Origin of the sequence: Rhodococcus sp. RDE2 (assembly GCF_020885655.1) — a bacterium.
Lineage (GTDB): Bacteria > Actinomycetota > Actinomycetes > Mycobacteriales > Mycobacteriaceae > Rhodococcus > Rhodococcus pyridinivorans.
Genome location: NZ_AP025186.1, coordinates 5,208,212 through 5,228,890, shown reverse-complemented (window position 1 = coordinate 5,228,890; position 20,679 = coordinate 5,208,212). Strand labels below are relative to the sequence as shown.

Here is a 20,679-nt window from a genome sequence, read left to right as displayed (position 1 = left end):
CATCCAGGATGCCAGCGCGGGCGCCCGTCACGCGTGCGGAGCGAGGTGTCCTAACCTGAGCCACGTGGAAGGACAGCGCGAGTCGCCGGTGCATGCCCGCCCGCCGGGCGACGGGGTGGACACCAACACGGTGCTCGGCAAGGTCGTCACCGTGCTGTGGGCGTTCACTGCCGACGACCACGTTCTCACCCTCGCCGAACTGGGCCGACGCACCGGTCTGCCGAAGGGGACGCTGCACCGCGTCGTCACCGATCTCGTCGCCGTCCGGCTGCTCGACAAGGATCCCGCGGGCTACCGCCTGAGCGGTCAGCTCTTCGAACTGGGTCTGCGCGCCTCCCTCGAGCGGGGACTGGTCGAGGTCGCCATCCCGTTCATGGAGGACCTGTACGAACGCACCCACGAGACCGTGCACCTCGGTGTCCCCGAAGGCGTCGAGGTCGTCTACGTCTCGAAGATCGGCGGACATCGCCCCGCGTCCACGCCGTCCCGGATCGGTGGGCGAATGCCCATGTACTGCACCGGGATCGGCAAGGCTCTTCTCGCGTTCTCCCCGCCGGAGCTGCTGGCCGAGGTGGTCGAGGCAGGGTTGGCGCGCAAGACTCCCCGCACCATCACGACCCCCGGACGACTCGGGGCGAATCTCGCGACCGTGCTCGAGCGCGGGGTGGCGTTCGAATTCGAGGAGTCCGCGGTCGGTCTCGCCTGCGTGGCCGCTCCGATCCTCGATGCGGACGAGCGCCCCATCGCGGCCGTGAGCGTCACCGGTCCCGTCACCCGGTTCCGTCCGGAGAAGCACGAGGGCGCGGTGAAGGCCGCCGCCGCGGGGATCGCCGCCACCCACGCCCGCCGCGAGGCCATCCGCAAACTCTGAGCGCGCACGTTCCACTCACCGGAACGCACTCCTGTACGGGGGCGGACCTCGCCGCCACGATGGTCGTAATCCATCGAACGACGAGGACGTGATGACTACCAGCTCCAACACCACATCAGCGGCGGATCGCACCCGCATCGCCGGTGCGGCGGCCGATCGTCTCATCGAGGCCACACGCAGCTCCGCACCGTGCGGTCCGGTCCGCGACCTGCTCGGGGAGACCGACATCGACCTGGCGTACGCGGTGCAGCAGCAGCTCACCGACCGCAGGCTCGCCGAAGGTGCCCGCATCGTCGGACGCAAGATCGGCCTGACCTCCCCGGCGGTGCAGCAGCAGCTCGGTGTCGACCGCCCCGACTTCGGTGTCCTCTTCGAGGACATGGACGTCACCGCTCTCGACGAGGTGCCCAGTGAGCGCCTGCTGCAGCCGAAGGCCGAGGCCGAGATCGCGTTCGTCCTCTCCGCCGATCTCGACTCGGACGATCTCGACCTCGCGACCGTCCGCGCCGCCGTCGGGCACGCGGTCGCCGCTCTCGAGATCGTCGACAGCCGCGTCGCCGGCTGGGACATCAAGATCACGGATACGGTCGCGGACAACGCATCCAGCGGCCTGTACGTGCTCGGCTCGCAGACGCTCACCCTCGACGAGTTCGAGCCGATCGACGCCACCATGCGGATGTACGTCGACGACGAGCTCGTCTCCGAGGGCAACGGCGCAGCCTGCCTCGGCGATCCGCTGAACGCCCTGCTGTGGCTCGCACGCACAGCACGCGAGTTCGGGCAGCCCCTGCGCGCAGGGCAGGTCGTGCTGTCGGGGGCACTCGGCCCGATGGTTCCGGCGCCGCCCGGCGTCACGGTCCGCGCCGAGATCTCCTCGCTCGGCACCGTCACCGCGCGTTTCTCTTCCGAAAGCTCCACCGCACAGGAGAACTCATGACCACCAAGGTTGCCATCATCGGGTCGGGCAACATCGGCACCGACCTGCTCATCAAGATCAAGCGACTGGCCGACGCCGAACTCGAGACCGTCGCCCTCGTCGGCATCGATCCCGAATCCGACGGCCTCGCACGGGCGAAGCGCCTCGGCATCGACGCCATCTCGACCGGTGTCGAAGGACTCGTCGAGCACCCGCGCTTCGACGAGATCGAGATCGTCTTCGACGCGACCTCGGCGAAGGCCCACGAGTACAACGAGAAGGTCCTGCGCCCGCACGGGAAGATGCTCATCGACCTGACGCCGGCCGCGATCGGCCCGTACACGGTGCCGCCGGTGAACCTCACCGAGCACCTCGACGCTCCGAACGTCAACATGGTCACCTGCGGTGGCCAGGCCACCATCCCGATCGTCGCGGCCATCTCGCAGGTCACCAAGGTGCACTGGGCCGAGATCGTCGCCTCGATCTCCTCGAAGTCGGCCGGCCCCGGCACCCGCGCCAACATCGACGAGTTCACCGAGACCACCTCGCAGGCCATCGAGAAGATCGGTGGCGCCACGCGCGGCAAGGCGATCATCATCCTCAACCCGGCCGAGCCGCCGATGATCATGCGCGACACCGTGCTCGCGCTCGTCGGTGAGGACCGCAAGGACGAGATCGTCGCGTCCGTCGAGGCGATGGTCGCGAAGGTCCAGGAATACGTGCCCGGCTACACCCTCAAGCAGGAGGTGCAGTTCACCGAGGTCACCGAGTCCATGGAGACGCTCACCGACCACACCGGCCCCCTGTGGAAGGTCGCGGTGTTCCTCGAGGTCAAGGGCGCAGCGCACTACCTGCCCGAGTACGCGGGCAATCTCGACATCATGACCTCCGCGGCGCTGCAGGTCGCACGCGCCGTGGCGGCACGCAAGAAGGATCAGGTGACGGCATGACCGCGGCAACGACGACGACTCGCGAATTCGCAAGCGACGGAACGGCTCTGTACATCCAGGACGTGACCCTGCGCGACGGCATGCACGCCATCCGTCACCGCATCACGCCGCAGGATGTCGCGAAGATCGCCGGTGCGCTCGACCGTGCCGGTGTGGACGCCATCGAGGTCTCCCACGGCGACGGCCTCGCCGGTCACTCGCTGACCTACGGTCCCGGCAGCAACACCGACTGGGAGTGGCTCGAAGCCGCTGCCGGAGCGATCAATTCGGCCACGCTCACCACGCTGCTCCTGCCCGGTATCGGAACCGTCCACGAGCTGAAGCGTGCCTACGAGATCGGCGTGCGGTCGGTGCGCATCGCGACGCACTGCACCGAAGCCGACGTCTCCGCGCAGCACATCGCCGCGGCGAAGGAACTGGGCATGGACGTGTCCGGCTTCCTCATGATGTCGCACATGGCCCCGTCCGAGGAGCTCGCCCGCCAGGCGAAGCTCATGGAGTCCTACGGCGCCGACTGCGTCTACGTCACCGATTCCGGCGGACGCCTCACGATGGACGGTGTCCGCGAGCGTGTGCGTGCCTACCGTGAGGTCCTGAACGAGACCACCCAGATCGGCATCCACGCGCACCAGAACCTGTCGCTGTCGGTCGCCAACTCCGTGTGTGCCGTCGAGGAAGGTGTCATCCGCGTCGACGCCTCGCTGGCCGGACACGGTGCCGGTGCCGGCAACTGCCCGATCGAGCCCTTCGTCGCGGTCGCCGATCTGCTCGGCTGGAAGCACTCGTGCGATCTGTTCGGGCTGCAGGACGCCGCCGACGATCTCGTGCGCCCGCTGCAGGACCGTCCCGTCCAGGTCGACCGCGAGACCCTCACCCTCGGCTACGCCGGCGTGTACTCGAGCTTCCTGCGTCACGCCGAGACCGCCGCGAGCATCTACGGTCTCGACACCCGCGACATCCTCGTCGAGATCGGCCGTCGCGGCCTCGTCGGTGGACAGGAGGACATGATCACCGACGTCGCACTCGACCTGCGCAACCGCACGGGTAACTGACCACCGGCCGCACCGAGCCGGAACAATCGCGTCGGGCGCGGCACGACCCACCAGGTCGTGCCGCGCCCGCGTGCATGTCTAGTCGGTCAGATCCCGGTAGTCCGGGTGCTTCTCGATGAACTTGTCGACGTACGAGCAGATCGCGACGATGCGCTTGCCGCGTTCGCGGACGTCGTCGAGGGCGAAGCCGACGAGCTTGCCTCCGAGTCCCTGACCGGAGTAACCCTTGTCGATCTCGGTGTGGTCGAAGACGAGGCGGCCGTCGTCGTCGAGGTGGTACTGGGTGTATCCGACGACGACGTCCTCATCCCGGACTTCGTACCTCTGCTTCTCGGCGTTGTGCACCATGGTCACGGACGAATCGCTCATGGTCTTCCTCTCACCGTCGACAAGCTGGTGTGTCCCACAGCATAGAGAACGGGCCGCGGCGAGGTGCCGCGGCCCGTTCTGCTGTGCCGGGTTATTCCGGCGGAGAGATGTGCTGGGCGAGGTACAGCGGCTCGCCGAGCTGCTCGATCAGATCGAGCTGGGTTTCGAGATAGTCGATGTGTTCTTCCTCGTCGGCGAGGATCTCCTCGAAGATGTTGGCCGAGGTGATGTCGCTGACCGAGCGCATGTACTCGGCTCCCTTCCGGAGCCGGTCGCGGGCCTCGATCTCCACCTGCAGGTCGGCCTCGAGCATCTCCTTGACGGTCTGACCCAGACGCAACGCGCCGAGGCGCTGGTAGTTGGGGAGTCCGTCGAGATAGAGGATCCGATCGGTGAGTCTCTCGGCGTGACGCATCTCGTCGAACGACTCGTCGCGAGTGTGCTTCGCGAGTTTCGCCCATCCGCGATTGTCCTGCATCTTCGAATGCAGGAAATACTGATTGATCGCGGTGAGCTCGGCGGTGAGTTGTTCGTTGAGCAACTCGATGACCTTCTTGTCGCCCTTCATGGCACCTCCCGGGGTGAACCATCAGGTTTACCGCCGGGTAGGGGCTGGCTACACGGCGGTCTCGAGTTCGATCGTCTCATTCCGCTCGCGAGCCTGCCGGATGATCGCCGAGATGTTCCGGACGCAGCTGCCACAATCGGTGCCGGCGCGGCACTTGGCGCTCACCTCGCGGGTACAGCGTGCTCCCGCAGCCACCTCTGCCTCGATGTGGTGGTGGGTAAGAGCGTGGCAACTGCAGACGATCATCAGAGCCACCTTTCTGCGACTGAGGGAACACTCACTTAGGTTGTCCAAACCTTACATCGGCTTAGGCTAGCCTAGCTTGTGATCGTAGTCACAGAAAGAGGGGGTCGGATCCGTGTTATACCCAGGTCCGTCCCAGGGGGTGTTACCGCAGCTACTGCTGTTGCAGGTGTTGCGAGACCACCTGGTTGATCCGGTGCAGACCGGGCGAGGTGAGGCCGGGGATCTGGTTCTCGATCGTGCGCACCAGCGACGAATCGTCGAGGACCTTCTCGCTCGACTGGATCAGGACGGTGCCGGCACCGGTGAAATCGAACTGCCGTTCCTCACCGGACTGCACACCGAAACGCCGCGCCCCGGCCGAGACGAATCCGGTGATCCACGATTCGTCGTAGTGATGGCTGGGGGACGGACAGTCGGCCCAGCCGACGAGCGCCTCCGGGTCGACCCGCAGCGGCGGTTCGGCGAACATCACCGGCCCGTTCGACGACGCGAGGAAGCGGCCCGTACCGATGAGGGTGAGGAAACCCGGAACGATCGACTGGTTGAGCGACAGCCCCGGTTCGAAGGCCAGCAGATTGGCCTGCCGGATCGTGAGGTTGCCGTCGTCGAGGTCGTACGAGTTGATGTCGTATCCGCGGTCGCCGATGATCAGCTTCCCGAAGCCTTCGGCCACGACGTAGTCGCCGAGATAGAGCGGAGCGGAGAACTGCTGGGCCACCATGTGCAACAGATGTCCCTGCAGTCCGTGGGTGAGTGCCGAGAACTGCACCTGGCCGTAGTACGCGATCATCGCGCCCTTCGACAGGAACCAGGGCGTCTGCAGATCGATGCAGTAGGCGTAGGGATTGCCCGGCACGTTGTCGCTGCCGCCGAAGCTCGACGGGTTCAGAACGGTACTCACAGCTTCTCCTCCGATGCCTGCACGTAGACGATGCCCTGTCCGCTGCATTCGAGTTGCATGGCCTCCCCGCCGGTGCGACCGACGTTCCGCCAGCTCATCGACGACTTCAGTTCGGTGCGGACCGGGCCGTAGGACGCCACGAACGCCTGCGGGTCGACGACCACCGGTGTCGGACCGCCCACCTGCAGCTCGAACACGCCGCCGTGGGCGAGCAGCACCGCCGCACCCTGGCCGGTCAGCTGGGTGGTGAACATGCCGGTGCCGGTCATCGCGCCCGTGGCGGCGCCGCGCAGCGCCCCGAGCAGACCGCCGCCGCCACCGCCACCACCGGAGGCCGCGGCCACCGAGACGACCGTGGACTGCAGACCGGTGGTGTGAGCGAGCAGGCGCGACGCCTCCACGCGTAGTTCCCCGCCCGCGGACATGTCGACGATGTGCGTCTCCAGACCCCGGAAGCCGTAGTGCACGACACCGTCGCCCTGCGCGAGCATCGTGGCCTCGTGTTCACCCTGCAGCATGCGTCCCGCCATACCGGCGAGACCGCCGAGACCGGGAGCGCCTCCCGTGCCGCCGGGAACGCCGTGGGGGGAGAACCGGACATTGCCGGTGTAGAACAGCATCGCGCCGCGACGCGCCACGACGGAACCGGACTGCCGCAGGTCGACGCGCACGACCTTGCCGTTGATCTTCGTGAAGCTCATCTGTTCCTACCGTTCCGCCGGCTGGATGGAGACCACGCCCACGCCGTCCCATTTGAGGGAGAACGCCTCGCCGCTGCCCTGACCGATGGCCGAGCGCCACGACACGTCGGTGACGAACGACTGCGTGAGCTGACCCTTCGCGCACACGAAGGCGTCGGGATCGACGACGAGGGGATATTGCGGCGACACCTCGAGATGGATGAGCGGGCCACCGGCCGAGAGCAGCGCGACCTGCCCGGTCCCCGTCACCGTCGTGGTGAACAGGCCCTGGCCGCTCATGCCGCCGCGCAGACCCGCGAACGTCACGTTCGTGTTCAGGTTCCCGCTCAGCGCCAGCAGCTGCTCGGACTCGACCTGCAGGGTCTCGTTGTTCAGCTCCAGCACCGTGACGTCCTGCGCCTGGTGCGCGAAGTAGACGACGCCCGTGCCGCTGCACTCCATGAGCGAGAGCCCCTCACCCGTCGCGCGCTGCCGCAATCCGGAGAGAACACCCTCGCCACCACCGAATCCGGCGGACTTGAAGCCGACCTGCCCTTCGTACGCCACCATCGACCCCGACAAGGCACGGACGGACGAATTGCTCAGGTGGGCTTCGATCACCCTCTTGGTCTTCACGACTAACCGCATGGCGGGAAACGATAGTCGGAAACGACTTCGGTGGAGTAGACCCCGGATAGCGGGGCCCACTCCACCGAAGAACTACAGAAGACCTACAGCCCCAGATCCTTGGCGATGATCGTCTTCATGACCTCGTTGGTACCGCCGTAGATGCGGGTCACGCGGGTGTCGGCGTAGAGGCGGGCGATGGGGTACTCGGTGATGTAGCCGTAGCCGCCGTGCAGCTGCAGGCACTTGTCGATGATGCGGCCGGCGGCCTCCGTCGCGAACAGCTTCGCGCGGGCGGCGTCGGGCACCGTCAGTTCGTCCCGGTCGTTGAGCTCGATCGCGTTGTCGACCATGATCTGCATGGCCTGCAGTTCGGTCGAGCACTCGGCGAGCACGAACTTGGTGTTCTGGAAGGACGCGACCGGCTTGCCGAAGACCTTGCGGTCCTTGGTGTATGCGATGGCGTGCTGGATCGCCGCGGCCGCGGTGGCGGCAGCTCCGAACGCGATGGTGAGACGCTCCTGCGCGAGGTTCTGTGTCAGGTACGAGAACGCCTCGCCCTCCTTGCCGAGCAGATCGGCGACCGGCACCTTCACGTCGTCGAACGACAGCTCGGCGGTGTCCGAGGTCTTGAGACCGATCTTGTGGAGCTTGCGTCCGACCGCGAAGCCCTCGCTCTTGGTGTCCACCACCAGGATCGACAGGCCGCCGCGGCGGTCCTCGGGGTTGTACGGCGAGGTGCGTGCCACGACGAGGATACGGTCGGCGAGAGCGCCGCCGGTGATGAACGTCTTCGCGCCGTTGAGGACGTAGTGGCTGCCGTCCTCCGAGAGCTTCGCGGTGGTCGCGATGTTGGCGAGGTCGGAACCGGTGCCCGGCTCGGTCATCGCGATGGCGAACATCAGCTCACCCGAGGCGAATCCGGGAAGCCAGCGCTGCTTCTGCTCCTCGGTGGCGTTCTGCATGATGTACGGCAGGATCAGGTTCGAGTGCACCGACGACGAACCGAACGACACACCGGCCGCCGACGCCTCCTCGGCGAGGATCACGTTGAACTTCAGCGAAGTCTCGCCGCCGCCGCCGTACTCTTCCGGAACCTGGATGCCGAGGAGCCCGAGTTCGCCCATGCGGTTGTAGAACTCGCGCGGAGGATGGCCGGCCTCTTCCCATTCGGGGTAGACGGGCACGACCTCCTTCGCGATGAAGTCGCGGACGGTCTGCCGGAACGCCTCGTGATCCTCGTTGTACAGCGTGCGCTTCACGCGTTGTCCTTCCAGGGATGGATGTGATTGTGGGGGTGCACCTTACAGTGCGTAGCTGCGCAGCACACCCTTGCTGATGATCGTCTTCTGGATCTCGCTGGTGCCCTCACCGATGAGCAGGAAGGGAGCCTCGCGCATGAGGCGCTCGATCTCGTACTCCTTCGAGTAGCCGTAGCCGCCGTGGATGCGGAAGCTGGCCTGGGTGACCTCGGAGCAGTACTCGCTGGTGAGGTACTTGGCCATACCGGCGGCGACGTCGTTGCGTTCACCCGAGTCCTTCAGACGCGCGGCGTTGACCATCATCAGGTGCGCGGCCTCGACCTTGGTGGCCATCTCCGCGAGGGAGAACGAGATCGCCTGGTGCTGGGCGATGGGCTTGCCGAAGGTGGTGCGCTGCTGGGCGTAGCGGGCGGCGAGCTCGAACGCGCGGATCGCGACACCGCACGCGCGGGCCGAGACGTTGACGCGGCCGACCTCGACACCGTCCATCATCTGGAAGAAGCCCTTGCCGGGCTCGCCGCCGAGGATCGAATCGGCCGAGGCCTTGTAGTTGTCGAAGACGAGCTCGGTGGTGTCGATGCCCTTGTACCCCATCTTGTCGATCTTGCCGGGGATGGTGACACCCGGGACGACCTCACCGAAGCCGGCGGGCTTCTCGACCAGGAAGGTGGTCAGATTCTTGTGGGGCTTGTCGGAGCCCTCCTCGGTCTTGACCAGGGCGGCGACGAGGGTGGAGCTGCCGCCGTTGGTCAGCCACATCTTCTGGCCGTTGATGACGTAGTTGCCGTCGGCGTCGCGCTTGGCCTTGGTGCGGATGGCGGCGACGTCGGAGCCGAGTTCGGGCTCGGACATCGAGAACGCGCCGCGGACCTCACCGGTGGCCATGCGCGGCAGGTAGTACTGCTTCTGCTCTTCGGTGCCGTGCTGGCGGATCATGTACGCGACGATGAAGTGCGTGTTGATGACGCCGGAGACGCTCATCCAGCCGCGGGCGAGTTCCTCGACGCACAGCGCGTAGGTCAGCAGCGACTCGCCGAGTCCGCCGTACTCCTCGGGGATCATCAGCCCGAACAGGCCCATCTCGCGCATCTGGTCGACGATGGCCTGCGGGTAGGTGTCCGAGTGCTCGAGTTCCTGAGCGTTCGGGATGATCTCGCGGTCGACGAAGGTGCGGACCGTGTCGAGGATCTCGGACTGGAATTCCGTCAGACCGAGGGTCTGGGCGAGGCGGGTCATGCGTGCTCTTTCTGGGAGATGCGGATGGTGCCGGAAGCTGCGAGGGCGTCGATCTCGTCGTCGGTCAGCCCGAGATGTTCGGTGAGCACCTCGGCGGTGTCGTCGCCGTTGGCCGGCGCGGGGCGGACCTCGGGGTACCGGCCGTCGAAGGACATCGGGGTGCTCGGGGCGTGGTAGCTGCCGATGCGCGGCTGGTCGAGCTTGTGGAACATCGGGTTGTCGGTCACGCGCGGGTCGGCGGCGAGCTCGGCGAAGGTGCGGTAGCGCTCGTGCAGGACCGACGTGCCGCCCAGAGCCTTCTCGACCTCGTCGGCGGTGTGGCGCGAGAACCAGGCGCCGAACAGGCTGTTGAGCACGTGGCGGTGCTCGAACCGGGTGCCCTCGTCGCGGAAGTCGACGCCCAGGGCGGATTCGAGTGCGGCCACGGCCTCGGCGGTGCCGGTGAGCTCGGTGAGATCGCGGAAGTGGCGCGGCGTGAGGGCGACGAGCATGAAGCGCGCGCCGTCGCTGGTAGCGAAGTCGGCGCCGTAGGTGCCGTAGACGGAGTTGCCGACCTTCTCCCGGACGGGACGGCCGAGCTGGGCCTCGGCGATGTAACCGAGGTTGCCGACGGTCGCGAACGCGACGTCCTCGAGCGGGAGCACGACCTTCGTTCCGGCACCGGTGATCTCGCGGCGGTAGACGGCCGAGGCGACCGACAGTGCCGCGTACAGACCGCACGAGACGTCCCAGGCGGGCAGCACGTGGTTGACCGGGGTCGAGACGTTCTCGGCGCCGGTGACCTGCGGGAAGCCGGCGGCGGCGTTGACGGTGTAGTCGACAGCACCGGTGCCGTCGGCGCGGCCGAGGACCTGCACGTGGATCAGATCGGGGCGGATCGCGGCGAGCTCGTCGTAGTCGAGCCACGAACGACCGGCGGCGTTGGTGACCAGCACTCCTGCGTCGATGATCAGGTCGCGGATCAGGTTCTGCGCGTCCGGGTTACGGAAGTCCGCCGCGAACGACCGCTTGCCCTTGTTCAGGCCGGCCCAGTAGATCGACTCGTTGTCGTCGGTGACCGGCCAGCGGCGGTAATCGGCAGCGCCGCCGATCGGGTCGACCCGGATCACGTCGGCGCCGAGCGCGGCCAGGGTCATGCCGCACAGGGGTGCGGCCACGAAGCTGGACACCTCGACCACGCGCACTCCCGCGAGGGGCGCAGTGGACGAGGGCAGCTCGTCGGTGGAAGCGGTGGAGTTCATGCTGGGCTCGCTCGTCGTCGCAGATTGTTTCGGGCACAGTCAGCATGCCCAGGTTTTGCCGCCGGGAACAGCACCGATCGGCTATCGCTCGGTTAGCGCAGACCAATACTCGATGAGGCCTCAATCTGCCTTGTGATGGGTCATAGGTTTCAGTGATCGATTCGTTCGCCTTCCGCTCTTTGCGTCAGGTGACATGGCTCACGTTCAATGCATGCAGACGCCAGGCGTGACGTTCTTCCGACAACGACATGCAGATTGTTCGTAAGTCGGCCATCCCGCTCGAGTTCTGAAGGGACTCCCCGTGACCACAGGCGAAATCGCGCACGACAAGCCGGCAACCGCCGGCGGACCCAGCGGGCCGGCGACCGGCTCGACACCTCTCGTGACCCCCGGCCGCGCGTGGAGCATGACCGGTCTGGTCATCTTCCTCTACGTCGTCAACTACGCCGACAAGGCCGTCCTCGGCATTATCGCCCAGCCTCTGGCGCGTGAGCTCGGCATGAGCTCCTCCCAGATCGGCCTGGTCGGTTCGCTGTTCTTCGTCACATTCACCGTCGGCGGATTCTTCGCCGGGCCGCTGAACAAGTACTTGACCCTCCGCTGGGCCCTGCTGGCTCTCGGCCTGATCTGGTCGGTGGTCATGCTGCCGCTGGTCGTCAGCGCGAGTTTCACGATGCTGGTGGTCACTCGCATGCTGCTCGGTCTCGCCGAAGGACCGAGCTCGGCTCTCATGCACACCGCCGCGTACTCGTGGCACCCGCCGGCCAAGCGCGGTCTGCCCGGCGCATTCCTGGCCGGTTCCGCCTCGGTCGCCAAGATCGCCCTCGCTCCCGTCCTGACCTTCATCACCGTCGAGTGGGGCTGGCGTGCCGCGCTGATCTCGCTGTCGATCCTCGGTGCGGTCTGGATGGGCTTCTGGCTCCTCGGCTGGAAGGAAGGCCCCTACACGACCAAGGCGGTCAAGGGCGCCGAAACCTCCGCTTCCGCCGCGCAGACCGAGCCGTCCGTGCCGTGGCGCAAGATCTTCCTCACCCGCACGTTCGTCAGCTGCGCGATCCTGATCATGGTCGTCTACGCGCTCACCACCGTCGTCCTGACCTGGCTGCCGTCCTACTTCGAGGTCGGCCTCGGCTACAGCGCCCTGCAGGCCGGCTCGATGTTCGCCCTGCCGTCCATCATCGGCCTGTTCCTCATGATCAGCTCGGGTACGGTCACCGACCGTCTCAGCGCCAAGGGTTACCGTTCGCGGGTCGTCCGCATCATCGTGCCCGCCGTCGGCGTGCTCATCTGCGGTGCCATCCTGGTCTTCCTCCCGTCCATCGGTACGCCGGCCCTCGCCGTCGCGGTCGTCTCCATCGGCTACGGCTTCGGTGCCATCGCGTTCCCGCTGATCAACGCCGCGATCTCCGAGCTGTGCCCGCCGCAGCAGACCGCCGGCACGATGGGTGTCTTCCTCGCCCTGATGGCCGTCGGCGGCCTCGTCGCCCCCTACGGCACGGGTGTCCTCGTCGACAACGCCGCCACTGCGGCGGAGGGCTACGCAACGGCCTTCCAGGTCATCGGTGCACTCGGTGCGCTCGCCGCGATCCTGGTCCTGTTCCTGGCGAACCCGGAGCGTGACCGCAAGATCATCCGGGCTGCGGCCTGACCAGTTCGGCATAGCTTCCGCCTAACGGACGCTTCCGCCGAAAGACTTTCCCCTACCGGCCGGGTGCATGGTCTCCTCGAATGTGAGGACCACCACCCGGCCGGTCGTCGTTTCCCACCACGGTTGCCCGGCAACCGTGTCCCGCAACAGCAAAGGACCGATTCGCATGCGCGATGCCGTGATCGTCGACGCCGTCCGTTCCCCCATCGGACGTCGCGGTGGTGCACTGTCCGAGATCCATCCCGTCAACCTGTCCGCACACGTGCTGACCGTACTGGCCGAGCGGACCGGCCTCGATCCCGCCACGATCGACGACGTCCAGTGGGGTTGCGTGAGCCAGGTCGGCGACCAGGCCGGAATCGTCTCGCGCAGCGGCGTGTTCGCGGCCGGATGGCCGGTCACCGTGCCCGCCACCACCATCAACCGGGCGTGCGGATCGAGCCAGCAGGCCGTGTCCTTCGCTGCCGCGACCGTCATCTCCGGTCAGAACGACGTCGTGATCGCCGGTGGTGTCGAGTCCATGAGCCGCGTGCCGATGGGCAGCTCCAGCAAGGACGGTCAGCACTTCCCACAGAACGTGCTCGACCGCTTCGAGGTCGGAGGCTTCAGCCAGGGCATCGGCGCCGAGATGATCGCCGAGAAGTGGGGCTTCTCCCGCACGCAGCTCGACGAATTCTCGTTGCGCTCGCACGAACTGTCCGCGGCCGCCACCGACGCGGGCGCGTTCACCGGTCAGATCGCCCCGGTCGGCGACTTCGCCACCGACGAGGGCATCCGCCGCGGCGGCACCGTCGAATCGCTCGCCAAGCTCAAGACCGTCTTCAAGGAGGACGGCGTGATCCACGCCGGCAACTCCTCGCAGATCTCCGACGGTGCCGGCGCCCTGCTCATCACCACCAGCGAATACGCTGCGGCACAGGGCTGGACCCCGCTCGCGCGCATCCACACCGCAGTCGTCGCCGCCGCCGATCCGGTCATCATGCTCACCGGCCCGATCCCCGCCACCGAGAAGGCCCTGAAGCGTTCCGGTCTGTCCATCGACGACATCGGCGCCTTCGAGATCAACGAGGCCTTCGCGCCGGTGCCGCTCGCATGGCAGGTCGAGACCGGCGCGAAGCCCGACCGTCTCAACCCGCTCGGCGGCGCGATCGGTGTCGGCCACCCCCTCGGCGGCTCCGGCGCGATTCTCATGACCCGCCTCGTGCACCACATGCGCGACAACGGTATCCGCTACGGCCTGCAGTCGATGTGTGAGGCCGGCGGCATGGCCAACGCCACCATCCTCGAACTTCTCTGAGCCGAAGGCTCTCCAAGATCTACTGATCTCACCTCACCCAAGCTGCTACGAATCCGAAGGAAACACCATGGAACTCAAGGGTCTGTCCGTCGCCGTCACCGGTGGAGCGTCCGGTCTCGGTCTCGCCACGGCACGTCGCGTCCTGGCTGCCGGTGGCAACGTCACCCTCATCGACCTTCCCGGCTCGAATGGTGAGGAGATCGCCAAGGAACTCGGCGACGGCGTCGTCTTCGCGCCGGGTGACGTGACCGATTCGGAGCAGTTCGCTGCGGCTCTCGACGTCGCGCACGAGCGCGGCGGCCTGCGCGGTGTCGTGCACTGCGCCGGCGCCGGACGCAAGATGCGCGTCCTCGACAAGGAGGGCAAGGCCGGTTCGCTCGAGGACTTCGAGTTCGTGATCCGCCTCAACCTCATCGGCTCGTTCAACGCGCTGCGTCTCGGTGCCGAGCGCATGGCCGAACTCGATCTCATCGAGGACGAGCGTGGCGCCGTGGTCATGACGGCCTCCGTCGCGGCCTTCGAGGGCCAGATCGGCCAGATCAACTACTCGGCGTCCAAGGCCGGCATCGTCGGAATGACGATCGTCGCCGCACGCGACCTCGCCAGCAAGGGCATCCGCGTCAACACCATTGCCCCCGGCATCATGGACACCCCGCTGCTCGCCCGCCTGCGCGAGGACGTCCGCAAGTCGCTCGAGGCGACCGTGCCCAACCCGTCGCGTCTGGGTCGACCCGACGAGTTCGGTCAGCTGGCCACGAACATCCTCGAGAACGGCTACATCAACGGCGAGACCATTCGCCTCGACGGCGCCATCCGTATGGCACCGCGGTGAGTCGGGCGTCGACGATGACTTCCGATTTCGCGTGGACGCAGCGCACGCTGTCGTACCCGGCGACGTCGATGGCGGTGTGGGCACCGAGTCTCGCCGCCGTCTACGGCGACCGGCCCGCAGTGGTCGACGGTGACCGTGTCCTCACCTACAACGACCTCGACGCGCGATCGGCGCAGTTCGCCGGTGTACTGCACGAGGCAGGTGTGCGCGCACGCGACGTCGTGCTCCTGCACCTGGGCAACTGCGTCGAGTTCCACATCGCCTACTACGGTGCACTCCGCGTAGGGGCGGCGGTCACGCTGGTCAATCCGCTCCAGCCCGAGCCGGGCCTGCGCCGCCAGATCGAGGAGACCTCCGCGGTGGCGGCGGTCACGCAGTCCACGCAGGCGGACACGCTGCTGCGGGCCGCGGAGGGGACGAGTGTCCGGTTGATCGCCGTCGTCTCCGACGCGGCGGTCACTGCGACGGGTGCCGTGCACTTCGGTGATGCGCTCGAGGGTCGTCCCCCGACCTTCGAACCGGTCGTCACCGGACCGGACGACATCGCACACATCGCGTACACCGGTGGCACGACCGGCATTTCGAAGGGTGTGCGGGTACTGCACCGCAACGTCGTCGGCAACGTCACCCAGATGTGCGCGTGGCGGTCCGGTCATCAGCTGGTTGCCGACGTCGACGGACGGATCTCGCTCGAGCCGATCGACGATCTGGACATTGCCGGCGTCATCCCGGGCCACGGATCGACGATCGTGGTATCCCCGCTCTTCCACGCGCACGCGCTGATCAACACTTCGTTCCTTCTCGCGTGCGGCCTGACCCAGGTGCTCGCAGGACGCTTCGAGCCAGCGCGGATGCTCGAGCTCATCGAGCGGTACGAGGCGAGTTACATCACCGGCAGCCCGGCTATGTGGCATGCGCTCGCAGAGCATCCGGATGTCGGGGTTCGGGATCTGTCGACGGTGCGAGTCGTGGCGTCCGGTGCGGCACCGATCGATCGGGTGACGCTCGAAGCGCTCGGCCGGGCATTCCCCAATGCGCGGATTGCGGAGGGTTATGGTCTGACCGAAGGCACCTGTGTCGTCACGTCGGCCCCGCTCGTCGCCGACGGGGGATACCGTCTCGGCAGCGTCGGATTGCCGATCTTCGACACGGAGGTGCAGATCCGTGCGCAGGGCGACCCGTCGGTCGTCCTCGGGCCGGACGAGCGCGGGGAATTGTGGGTGCGTGGCCCCCAGGTCACCGGTGGATACCTCGGGCACCCGGAGATCACCGCCGAGCAGTACGTCGACGGCTGGCTCGCGACGGGCGATATCGCATATGCGGATGCCGACGGCTTCGTGTTCATCGCCGATCGCGCGAAGGACATGCTGATCTACAAGGGCTACAACGTGTATCCGCGTGAGCTCGAGGAGATCCTGGTGACACACCCGAAGGTGTCCACCGCCGCAGTCGTCGGCCGTGAAGTGGGTGCGATCGGTCAGGAGCCGGTCGCCTTCGTCGTCCCCGTCTCCGGCGAGGAGCCCGACGAAGAGGAGCTGAAGGCATACGTCGCCGAACGGGTCCTGCCGTACAAGAAGATCCGCGAAGTGGTGGTGGTCGACGCACTGCCGACCTCCGCCGCGGGCAAGATCCTCAAGACCGATCTGCGATCGCGCCTGACGGTCTCCTGACCCGCACACGAGAAACCCCCGGCATCGGATGCCGCGGGTTTCTTCGTATGCGGTGGAAGGCGATTCGAGAGAATCGCTTCGGGCGCGGTTCCGGATGTACCCGTTCCGGGACCGCGCCGCGAAGATCAGGAGTTCTTCTTCTGTTCCTGCTTGACGAGTCCGCCGCCGATGATCAGACGCTGGATCTCGCTGGTGCCCTCGTACAGACGCAGCAGACGCACGTCGCGGTAGATCCGCTCGACAGCGACCTCGCGCATGTAGCCGCTGCCGCCGTGGATCTGCACGGCGAGATCGGCGACCTTGCCGACCATCTCGGTGCAGAACAACTTCGCCACCGACGGCGCGATGCGGCGGTCGGTCTCCTCCACCCAGGCCTTCGCGGCGTCGCGGACCAGGGCGCGGCCGGCCATCACACCGGTCTGCTGGTCGGCGATCATCGCCTGCACCAACTGGAAGTTACCGATCGGGGTACCACCCTGGGTCACCGCGGCCGCATAGGCCACCGATTCGTCGAGCGCACGCTGGGCCTGACCGACCGACAGCGCGGCGATGTGCACGCGACCACGGGCGAGGGAGACCATCGCGGCCTTGTAGCCGACGTCCTCGCTGCCGCCGACGAGCGCGGAGTTCGGCACCCGTACCCCGTCGAAGTGCACATCGGCGGTCCAGGCACCTTCCTGGCCCATCTTCGCGTCCTTGTTGCCCACCGTCAGACCCGGGGTGTCGGCGGGGACGAGGAAGACCGCGATGCCGGTGCCGTTCTCGTCCGCGGGGCGGGTGCGGGCGAAGACGACGAACAGGTTCGCCAGCGGCGCGTTGGTGATGAAGCGCTTCTCGCCGGTGATGATCCAGTCGTCGCCGTCGCGCACGGCCTTGGTGCGCAGACCCGACGGGTTCGAGCCGGCTCCCGGTTCGGTGAGGGCGAAGGAGGCGACGACCTCGCCGGAGGCGATGCCTTCGAGCCACTGCTTCTTCTGCTCGTCGGTGCCGAAGTTGACCAGCACTTGACCGGCGATGCCGTTGTTGGTGCCGAACATCGAGCGCAGAGACAGGGTCGTGTAACCCAGCTCCATCGCCAGTTCCGCGTCCTGCTGCAGGTTCAGGCCGAGACCTCCCCATTCCTGCGGGATGGCATATCCGAACAGGCCCATGTCCTTCGCGGCCTGGCGGATGTCCTCGGGAATCGCGTTGGTCTCGGCGATCTCCTGCTCGCGCGGCACGACCACGTTGCGCACGAACGCGCGGGTCTGCGCGAGGATCTCGCGGAAGTCGTCTTCGTCGACCTCGGGGGCCGGGATGGAGAGTGTCATGTCTACAACCTTCGTGCGGCCGCCGGGAGGTGTCCAATACGAATGGCGCCATTCCCGTATAGGCATTGTCGATGGATCGAGGCCGTTCCGCGGGCCGGATCGCCGTTATATTCGGAGCATCGACTTGTCTGGGGCCGTCCCGAGCCCCGCCGAAAGGAATCGTAGATGTCTCTGTTGGAGAACCGCACTGCCGTGATCACCGGTGGCGCTCAGGGAATCGGCTTCGCCATCGCACAGGAGTTCGTCGACGCCGGCGCCCGCGTCGTGATCGGCGACCTCGACCTCGATGCCGCCACCGCCGCCGCCGAAAAGCTCGGTGGCCGCGACGTCGCCCGGGCCGTGCGCGCCAACGTCGTCGAGTCCGCCGACTGGGACACCCTCCTCGCCGAGGCCGTCGACGGGTTCGGTTCGCTCGACGTGGTGGTCAACAACGCCGGTATCACCCGCGACGCGACGATGCGCACGATGACCGAAGAGGACTTCGACCTGGTCATCTCGGTGCACCTCAAGGGCACCTGGCACGGCACCCGCAAGGCTGCCGCGATCATGCGTGAGGCAAAGCGCGGCGCGATCGTCAACATCTCCTCGCTGTCCGGCAAGGTCGGCATGGTCGGCCAGACCAACTACTCCGCCGCCAAGGCGGGCATCGTCGGCCTGACCAAGGCCGCCGCCAAGGAGATGGCGCACCACGGCGTCCGGGTCAACGCGATCCAGCCCGGCCTGATCCGTTCGGCGATGACCGAGGCCATGCCGCAGAAGGCATGGGACCAGAAGATGGCCGAGATCCCCATGGGTCGCCCCGGTGAGGTCGACGAGATCGCCTCCGTCGCACTGTTCCTCGCGTCCGATATGTCCTCCTACATGACCGGCACCGTCCTCGAGGTCACCGGCGGCCGCTTCATGTGACGGTCCGCCCGTCACCTCACTCTCTTCCCGAAAGGTCATCATGCGCGAAGTAGTCATCTGCGAGCCGGTCCGTACCCCGATCGGCCGCTACGGCGGAATGTTCAAGTCCCTCACCGCAGTCGATCTCGGTGTCGCGGCACTGAAGGGTCTGCTCGAGCGCACCGGTGTTGCGCCCGAACAGGTTCAGGACGTCATCCTCGGCCACTGCAACGGCAACAGCGAAGCCCCGGCCATCGGTCGCGTCGTCGCCCTCGACGCCGGTCTGCCGATCACGGTGCCCGGCATGCACATCGACCGCCGCTGCGGTTCGGGTCTGCAGGCCGTCATCCAGGCCGCCTTCCAGGTCGGTAACGGCGACCACGATCTCGTCGTCGCCGGTGGCACCGAGTCGATGAGCAACGCGGCGTTCTACTCCACCGACATCCGCTGGGGCGGCGCCCGCACCGGCGTGCAGATGCACGACGGTCTGGTCCGCGCCCGCTCGACCGCCGGTGGCCGCTTCTACCCGGTGCCCGGCGGCATGATCGAGACGGCGGAGAACCTGCGTCGCGAGTACTCGATCTCCCGCGACGAGCAGGACGAGCTCGCCCTGAACTCGCACCTGCGTGCCGTCCACGCCCAGAAGAACGGCATCCTCGCCGAGGAGATCATCCCCGTCACGGTCAGCAGCCGTAAGGGCGACGAAGTCATCGACACCGACGAGCACCCGCGTCCCGACATCAGCCTGGAGACCCTCGCCAAGCTGAAGCCGATCATGGGCAAGCAGGACCCCGAGGCCACCGTCACCGCCGGCAACGCCAGCGGCCAGAACGACGCCGCGTCCATGGCGATCGTCACCACCCCGGAGAAGGCCGCCGAGCTGGGCCTGACCCCGCTGGTGCGGTTCGTCTCGTGGGGCGTCGCGGGTGTCCAGCCCAAGATCATGGGCATCGGCCCCGTGCCGGCCACCGAGGTCGCCCTCGCCAAGGCAGGCATCACCCTCGCCGACGTCGACCTCATCGAGCTCAACGAGGCGTTCGCCGCGCAGGCCCTCGCCGTGACCCGCGAGTGGAAGTTCGGCAAGGCCGACTTCGAGCGCACCAACGTCCACGGCTCCGGCATCTCGCTCGGCCACCCGGTCGGCGCGACCGGCGGACGCATGCTCGCCACCCTCGCCCGCGAGCTGCACCGTCGCGAGGCCCGCTACGGCCTCGAGACCATGTGCATCGGCGGCGGCCAGGGTCTGGCAGCGATCTTCGAGCGCGTCGCGTAAGCAGACAGCTCCCGGGTTCGGGGAGGTTGTGTCCGGTTTTCTTGAAAAACCCGGACACAACCTCCCCGAACTTCTTTCGTCGCAGGTGACCGACCTGGGGATGACCTCGCTTCGTCCACAACCGGGCCCCGACGCGGCGTCCTCGCGGGAGTCTCTGCCGCTGCCGTGCACGGCACTCGGTGGCTCGACCCGGATGTGGCGGCCGAACTGGTGCGCTCCGATCACGTCCGGTCGGTGCCGGGCATCTCGGTCCGGCGCGCTCCGAAGTTCGAAATCTGCATGGTGGACGGGATGGTCGCGACCACACCCGCGCAGACGGCCTTCGATCTCGCCCGACGAACGCCGCTCGACCGGGCTGTCGAAACGATCGACGCGCTCTGCAACGCGACCGGCCTGAAGGTTCGTGAGATCGAGGAACTCGCGACGAGAAGCAAGGGCGCACACGGTATCGGTGCCGTGCCGCGGGTGCTCACCCTCGTCGACGGGGGAGCTGCATCACCGCCCGAGACCCACACACGTCTGCTCCTCGTCCGTGCCGGTCTCCCCCCGCCGGAGACCCAGATCGAGATCTTCGACGGCGAGGCGTTCGTGGCACGAGCCGACATGGGATGGAAGCAGTGGCGGGTCCTCGTGGAGTACGACGGCGTGCAGCACTGGACCGACCCCACTCAGCGCACCCGCGACATCGACCGGTACGCGGTGCTGCCCGAACTGGGGTGGACGGTCATTCGGGTCGGCGCCGACCTCCTCTACCGGCGCCCCGAGGTCTTCGTCGAACGGGTGCGTCGTGCTCTGGGAGCGGCCGGGGCGCCCGTCTGAGCAGGACTTCGGGGAGGTTGTGTGCG

At 67.1% G+C, this 20,679-nt stretch carries 21 protein-coding genes; 11 read left to right on the top strand and 10 right to left on the bottom strand.

Translation table 11 applies throughout. The features are described from left to right. Window positions 1-115 precede the first annotated feature (115 nt). The 4 genes from LPH33_RS24375 (at window position 116) to dmpG (ending at window position 3,789) form a co-directional block, all read left to right on the top strand. Window positions 116-871 carry an IclR family transcriptional regulator gene (locus tag LPH33_RS24375; protein ID WP_229568502.1) on the top strand — a complete coding sequence of 252 codons (756 nt, stop codon included), beginning with the start codon at window positions 116-118 and terminating at the stop codon, window positions 869-871. Window positions 872-962: 91 nt separating this feature from the next. Beyond that, on the top strand, window positions 963-1,808 hold the full coding sequence (locus tag LPH33_RS24370; RefSeq protein WP_059384406.1) for a 2-keto-4-pentenoate hydratase: 846 nt from the start codon (window positions 963-965) through the stop codon (window positions 1,806-1,808). Next, complete coding sequence (locus tag LPH33_RS24365) at window positions 1,805-2,737, top strand: acetaldehyde dehydrogenase (acetylating) (RefSeq protein WP_229566469.1); 933 nt, start codon at window positions 1,805-1,807, stop codon at window positions 2,735-2,737. The genes LPH33_RS24370 and LPH33_RS24365 overlap by 4 nt, the downstream gene beginning before the upstream one ends. Next, on the top strand, window positions 2,734-3,789 hold the full coding sequence (gene dmpG, locus LPH33_RS24360) for a 4-hydroxy-2-oxovalerate aldolase (protein ID WP_229566467.1): 1,056 nt from the start codon (window positions 2,734-2,736) through the stop codon (window positions 3,787-3,789). Before LPH33_RS24365 ends, dmpG begins: the two co-directional genes overlap by 4 nt. A 78-nt stretch (window positions 3,790-3,867) precedes the next feature. Here dmpG and LPH33_RS24355 read toward each other — a convergent pair whose 3' ends face one another. The 9 genes from LPH33_RS24355 to LPH33_RS24315 form a co-directional block, all read right to left on the bottom strand. Next, window positions 3,868-4,158, bottom strand: coding sequence for a GNAT family N-acetyltransferase (locus LPH33_RS24355; RefSeq protein ID WP_229566465.1), 291 nt, complete (start codon window positions 4,156-4,158; stop codon window positions 3,868-3,870). Window positions 4,159-4,249: 91 nt separating this feature from the next. Beyond that, window positions 4,250-4,726, bottom strand: coding sequence for a bacterioferritin (gene bfr, locus LPH33_RS24350; protein WP_016693088.1), 477 nt, complete (start codon window positions 4,724-4,726; stop codon window positions 4,250-4,252). Between the two features lie 48 nt (window positions 4,727-4,774). Next, the gene (locus tag LPH33_RS24345; RefSeq protein ID WP_019290600.1) at window positions 4,775-4,972 is read right to left on the bottom strand and encodes a (2Fe-2S)-binding protein; all 198 of its coding nucleotides are present in this window, start codon (window positions 4,970-4,972) and stop codon (window positions 4,775-4,777) included. A gap of 151 nt (window positions 4,973-5,123) precedes the next feature. Further along, complete coding sequence (locus LPH33_RS24340; RefSeq protein ID WP_016693090.1) at window positions 5,124-5,873, bottom strand: AIM24 family protein; 750 nt, start codon at window positions 5,871-5,873, stop codon at window positions 5,124-5,126. Next, window positions 5,870-6,574, bottom strand: a complete 705-nt coding sequence (locus LPH33_RS24335) for an AIM24 family protein (protein WP_229566464.1) — start codon at window positions 6,572-6,574, stop codon at window positions 5,870-5,872. The genes LPH33_RS24340 and LPH33_RS24335 overlap by 4 nt, the downstream gene beginning before the upstream one ends. A 6-nt stretch (window positions 6,575-6,580) precedes the next feature. Then, window positions 6,581-7,201 carry an AIM24 family protein gene (locus LPH33_RS24330; RefSeq protein ID WP_085468585.1) on the bottom strand — a complete coding sequence of 207 codons (621 nt, stop codon included), beginning with the start codon at window positions 7,199-7,201 and terminating at the stop codon, window positions 6,581-6,583. Window positions 7,202-7,284: 83 nt separating this feature from the next. Next, window positions 7,285-8,442 (bottom strand): acyl-CoA dehydrogenase family protein, encoded by a 1,158-nt coding sequence (locus LPH33_RS24325; RefSeq protein WP_016693092.1) that lies wholly within the window; start codon window positions 8,440-8,442, stop codon window positions 7,285-7,287. A 42-nt stretch (window positions 8,443-8,484) separates the two neighbouring features. Next, the gene (locus LPH33_RS24320; RefSeq protein WP_016693093.1) at window positions 8,485-9,678 is read right to left on the bottom strand and encodes an acyl-CoA dehydrogenase family protein; all 1,194 of its coding nucleotides are present in this window, start codon (window positions 9,676-9,678) and stop codon (window positions 8,485-8,487) included. Then, window positions 9,675-10,919, bottom strand: coding sequence for a CoA transferase (locus LPH33_RS24315; protein WP_229566462.1), 1,245 nt, complete (start codon window positions 10,917-10,919; stop codon window positions 9,675-9,677). The genes LPH33_RS24320 and LPH33_RS24315 overlap by 4 nt, the downstream gene beginning before the upstream one ends. Before the next feature lie 301 nt (window positions 10,920-11,220). On the opposite strand from LPH33_RS24315, the gene LPH33_RS24310 reads away from it, so the two are divergent. From LPH33_RS24310 to LPH33_RS24295, 4 genes are all read left to right on the top strand, one after another. Further along, on the top strand, window positions 11,221-12,567 hold the full coding sequence (locus LPH33_RS24310; RefSeq protein WP_229566461.1) for an MFS transporter: 1,347 nt from the start codon (window positions 11,221-11,223) through the stop codon (window positions 12,565-12,567). Window positions 12,568-12,733: 166 nt separating this feature from the next. Then, window positions 12,734-13,864, top strand: coding sequence for a thiolase family protein (locus tag LPH33_RS24305; protein ID WP_229566459.1), 1,131 nt, complete (start codon window positions 12,734-12,736; stop codon window positions 13,862-13,864). 67 nt (window positions 13,865-13,931) lie between these two features. Next, a complete protein-coding gene (locus tag LPH33_RS24300; RefSeq protein WP_229566458.1) occupies window positions 13,932-14,696 on the top strand; it encodes an SDR family NAD(P)-dependent oxidoreductase in 765 nt (254 codons plus the stop codon). Window positions 14,697-14,764: 68 nt separating this feature from the next. After that, a complete protein-coding gene (locus LPH33_RS24295; protein WP_420714505.1) occupies window positions 14,765-16,366 on the top strand; it encodes an AMP-binding protein in 1,602 nt (533 codons plus the stop codon). 125 nt (window positions 16,367-16,491) lie between these two features. Here the strand turns inward: LPH33_RS24295 and LPH33_RS24290 are convergent, their stop codons facing one another. Further along, complete coding sequence (locus LPH33_RS24290) at window positions 16,492-17,676, bottom strand: acyl-CoA dehydrogenase family protein (RefSeq protein WP_060652573.1); 1,185 nt, start codon at window positions 17,674-17,676, stop codon at window positions 16,492-16,494. 165 nt (window positions 17,677-17,841) lie between these two features. Here LPH33_RS24290 and fabG point away from each other — a divergent pair, with 165 nt between their 5' ends. From fabG to LPH33_RS24275, 3 genes are all read left to right on the top strand, one after another. Further along, window positions 17,842-18,582 (top strand): 3-oxoacyl-ACP reductase FabG, encoded by a 741-nt coding sequence (fabG, locus tag LPH33_RS24285; RefSeq protein WP_016695803.1) that lies wholly within the window; start codon window positions 17,842-17,844, stop codon window positions 18,580-18,582. 40 nt (window positions 18,583-18,622) lie between these two features. After that, window positions 18,623-19,834, top strand: coding sequence for an acetyl-CoA C-acetyltransferase (locus LPH33_RS24280; protein ID WP_016695802.1), 1,212 nt, complete (start codon window positions 18,623-18,625; stop codon window positions 19,832-19,834). A gap of 165 nt (window positions 19,835-19,999) precedes the next feature. Continuing rightward, a complete protein-coding gene (locus LPH33_RS24275) occupies window positions 20,000-20,653 on the top strand; it encodes an endonuclease domain-containing protein (RefSeq protein WP_229566454.1) in 654 nt (217 codons plus the stop codon). Window positions 20,654-20,679: the final 26 nt, after the last annotated feature.

Excerpts from the sequence above, each read along its gene's own strand:
- LPH33_RS24370 (WP_059384406.1), top strand. The coding sequence starts at position 963 with ATGACTACCAGCTCCAACACCACATCAGCGGCGGATCGCACCCGCATC.
- LPH33_RS24365 (WP_229566469.1), top strand. The coding sequence starts at position 1,805 with ATGACCACCAAGGTTGCCATCATCGGGTCGGGCAACATCGGCACCGAC.
- dmpG (WP_229566467.1), top strand. The coding sequence starts at position 2,734 with ATGACCGCGGCAACGACGACGACTCGCGAATTCGCAAGCGACGGAACG.
- LPH33_RS24355 (WP_229566465.1), bottom strand. The coding sequence starts at position 4,158 with ATGAGCGATTCGTCCGTGACCATGGTGCACAACGCCGAGAAGCAGAGG.
- bfr (WP_016693088.1), bottom strand. The coding sequence starts at position 4,726 with ATGAAGGGCGACAAGAAGGTCATCGAGTTGCTCAACGAACAACTCACC.
- LPH33_RS24345 (WP_019290600.1), bottom strand. The coding sequence starts at position 4,972 with ATGATCGTCTGCAGTTGCCACGCTCTTACCCACCACCACATCGAGGCA.
- LPH33_RS24335 (WP_229566464.1), bottom strand. The coding sequence starts at position 6,574 with ATGAGCTTCACGAAGATCAACGGCAAGGTCGTGCGCGTCGACCTGCGG.
- LPH33_RS24330 (WP_085468585.1), bottom strand. The coding sequence starts at position 7,201 with ATGCGGTTAGTCGTGAAGACCAAGAGGGTGATCGAAGCCCACCTGAGC.
- LPH33_RS24320 (WP_016693093.1), bottom strand. The coding sequence starts at position 9,678 with ATGACCCGCCTCGCCCAGACCCTCGGTCTGACGGAATTCCAGTCCGAG.
- LPH33_RS24315 (WP_229566462.1), bottom strand. The coding sequence starts at position 10,919 with ATGAACTCCACCGCTTCCACCGACGAGCTGCCCTCGTCCACTGCGCCC.
- LPH33_RS24305 (WP_229566459.1), top strand. The coding sequence starts at position 12,734 with ATGCGCGATGCCGTGATCGTCGACGCCGTCCGTTCCCCCATCGGACGT.
- LPH33_RS24300 (WP_229566458.1), top strand. The coding sequence starts at position 13,932 with ATGGAACTCAAGGGTCTGTCCGTCGCCGTCACCGGTGGAGCGTCCGGT.
- LPH33_RS24295 (WP_420714505.1), top strand. The coding sequence starts at position 14,765 with ATGGCGGTGTGGGCACCGAGTCTCGCCGCCGTCTACGGCGACCGGCCC.
- LPH33_RS24290 (WP_060652573.1), bottom strand. The coding sequence starts at position 17,676 with ATGACACTCTCCATCCCGGCCCCCGAGGTCGACGAAGACGACTTCCGC.
- fabG (WP_016695803.1), top strand. The coding sequence starts at position 17,842 with ATGTCTCTGTTGGAGAACCGCACTGCCGTGATCACCGGTGGCGCTCAG.
- LPH33_RS24280 (WP_016695802.1), top strand. The coding sequence starts at position 18,623 with ATGCGCGAAGTAGTCATCTGCGAGCCGGTCCGTACCCCGATCGGCCGC.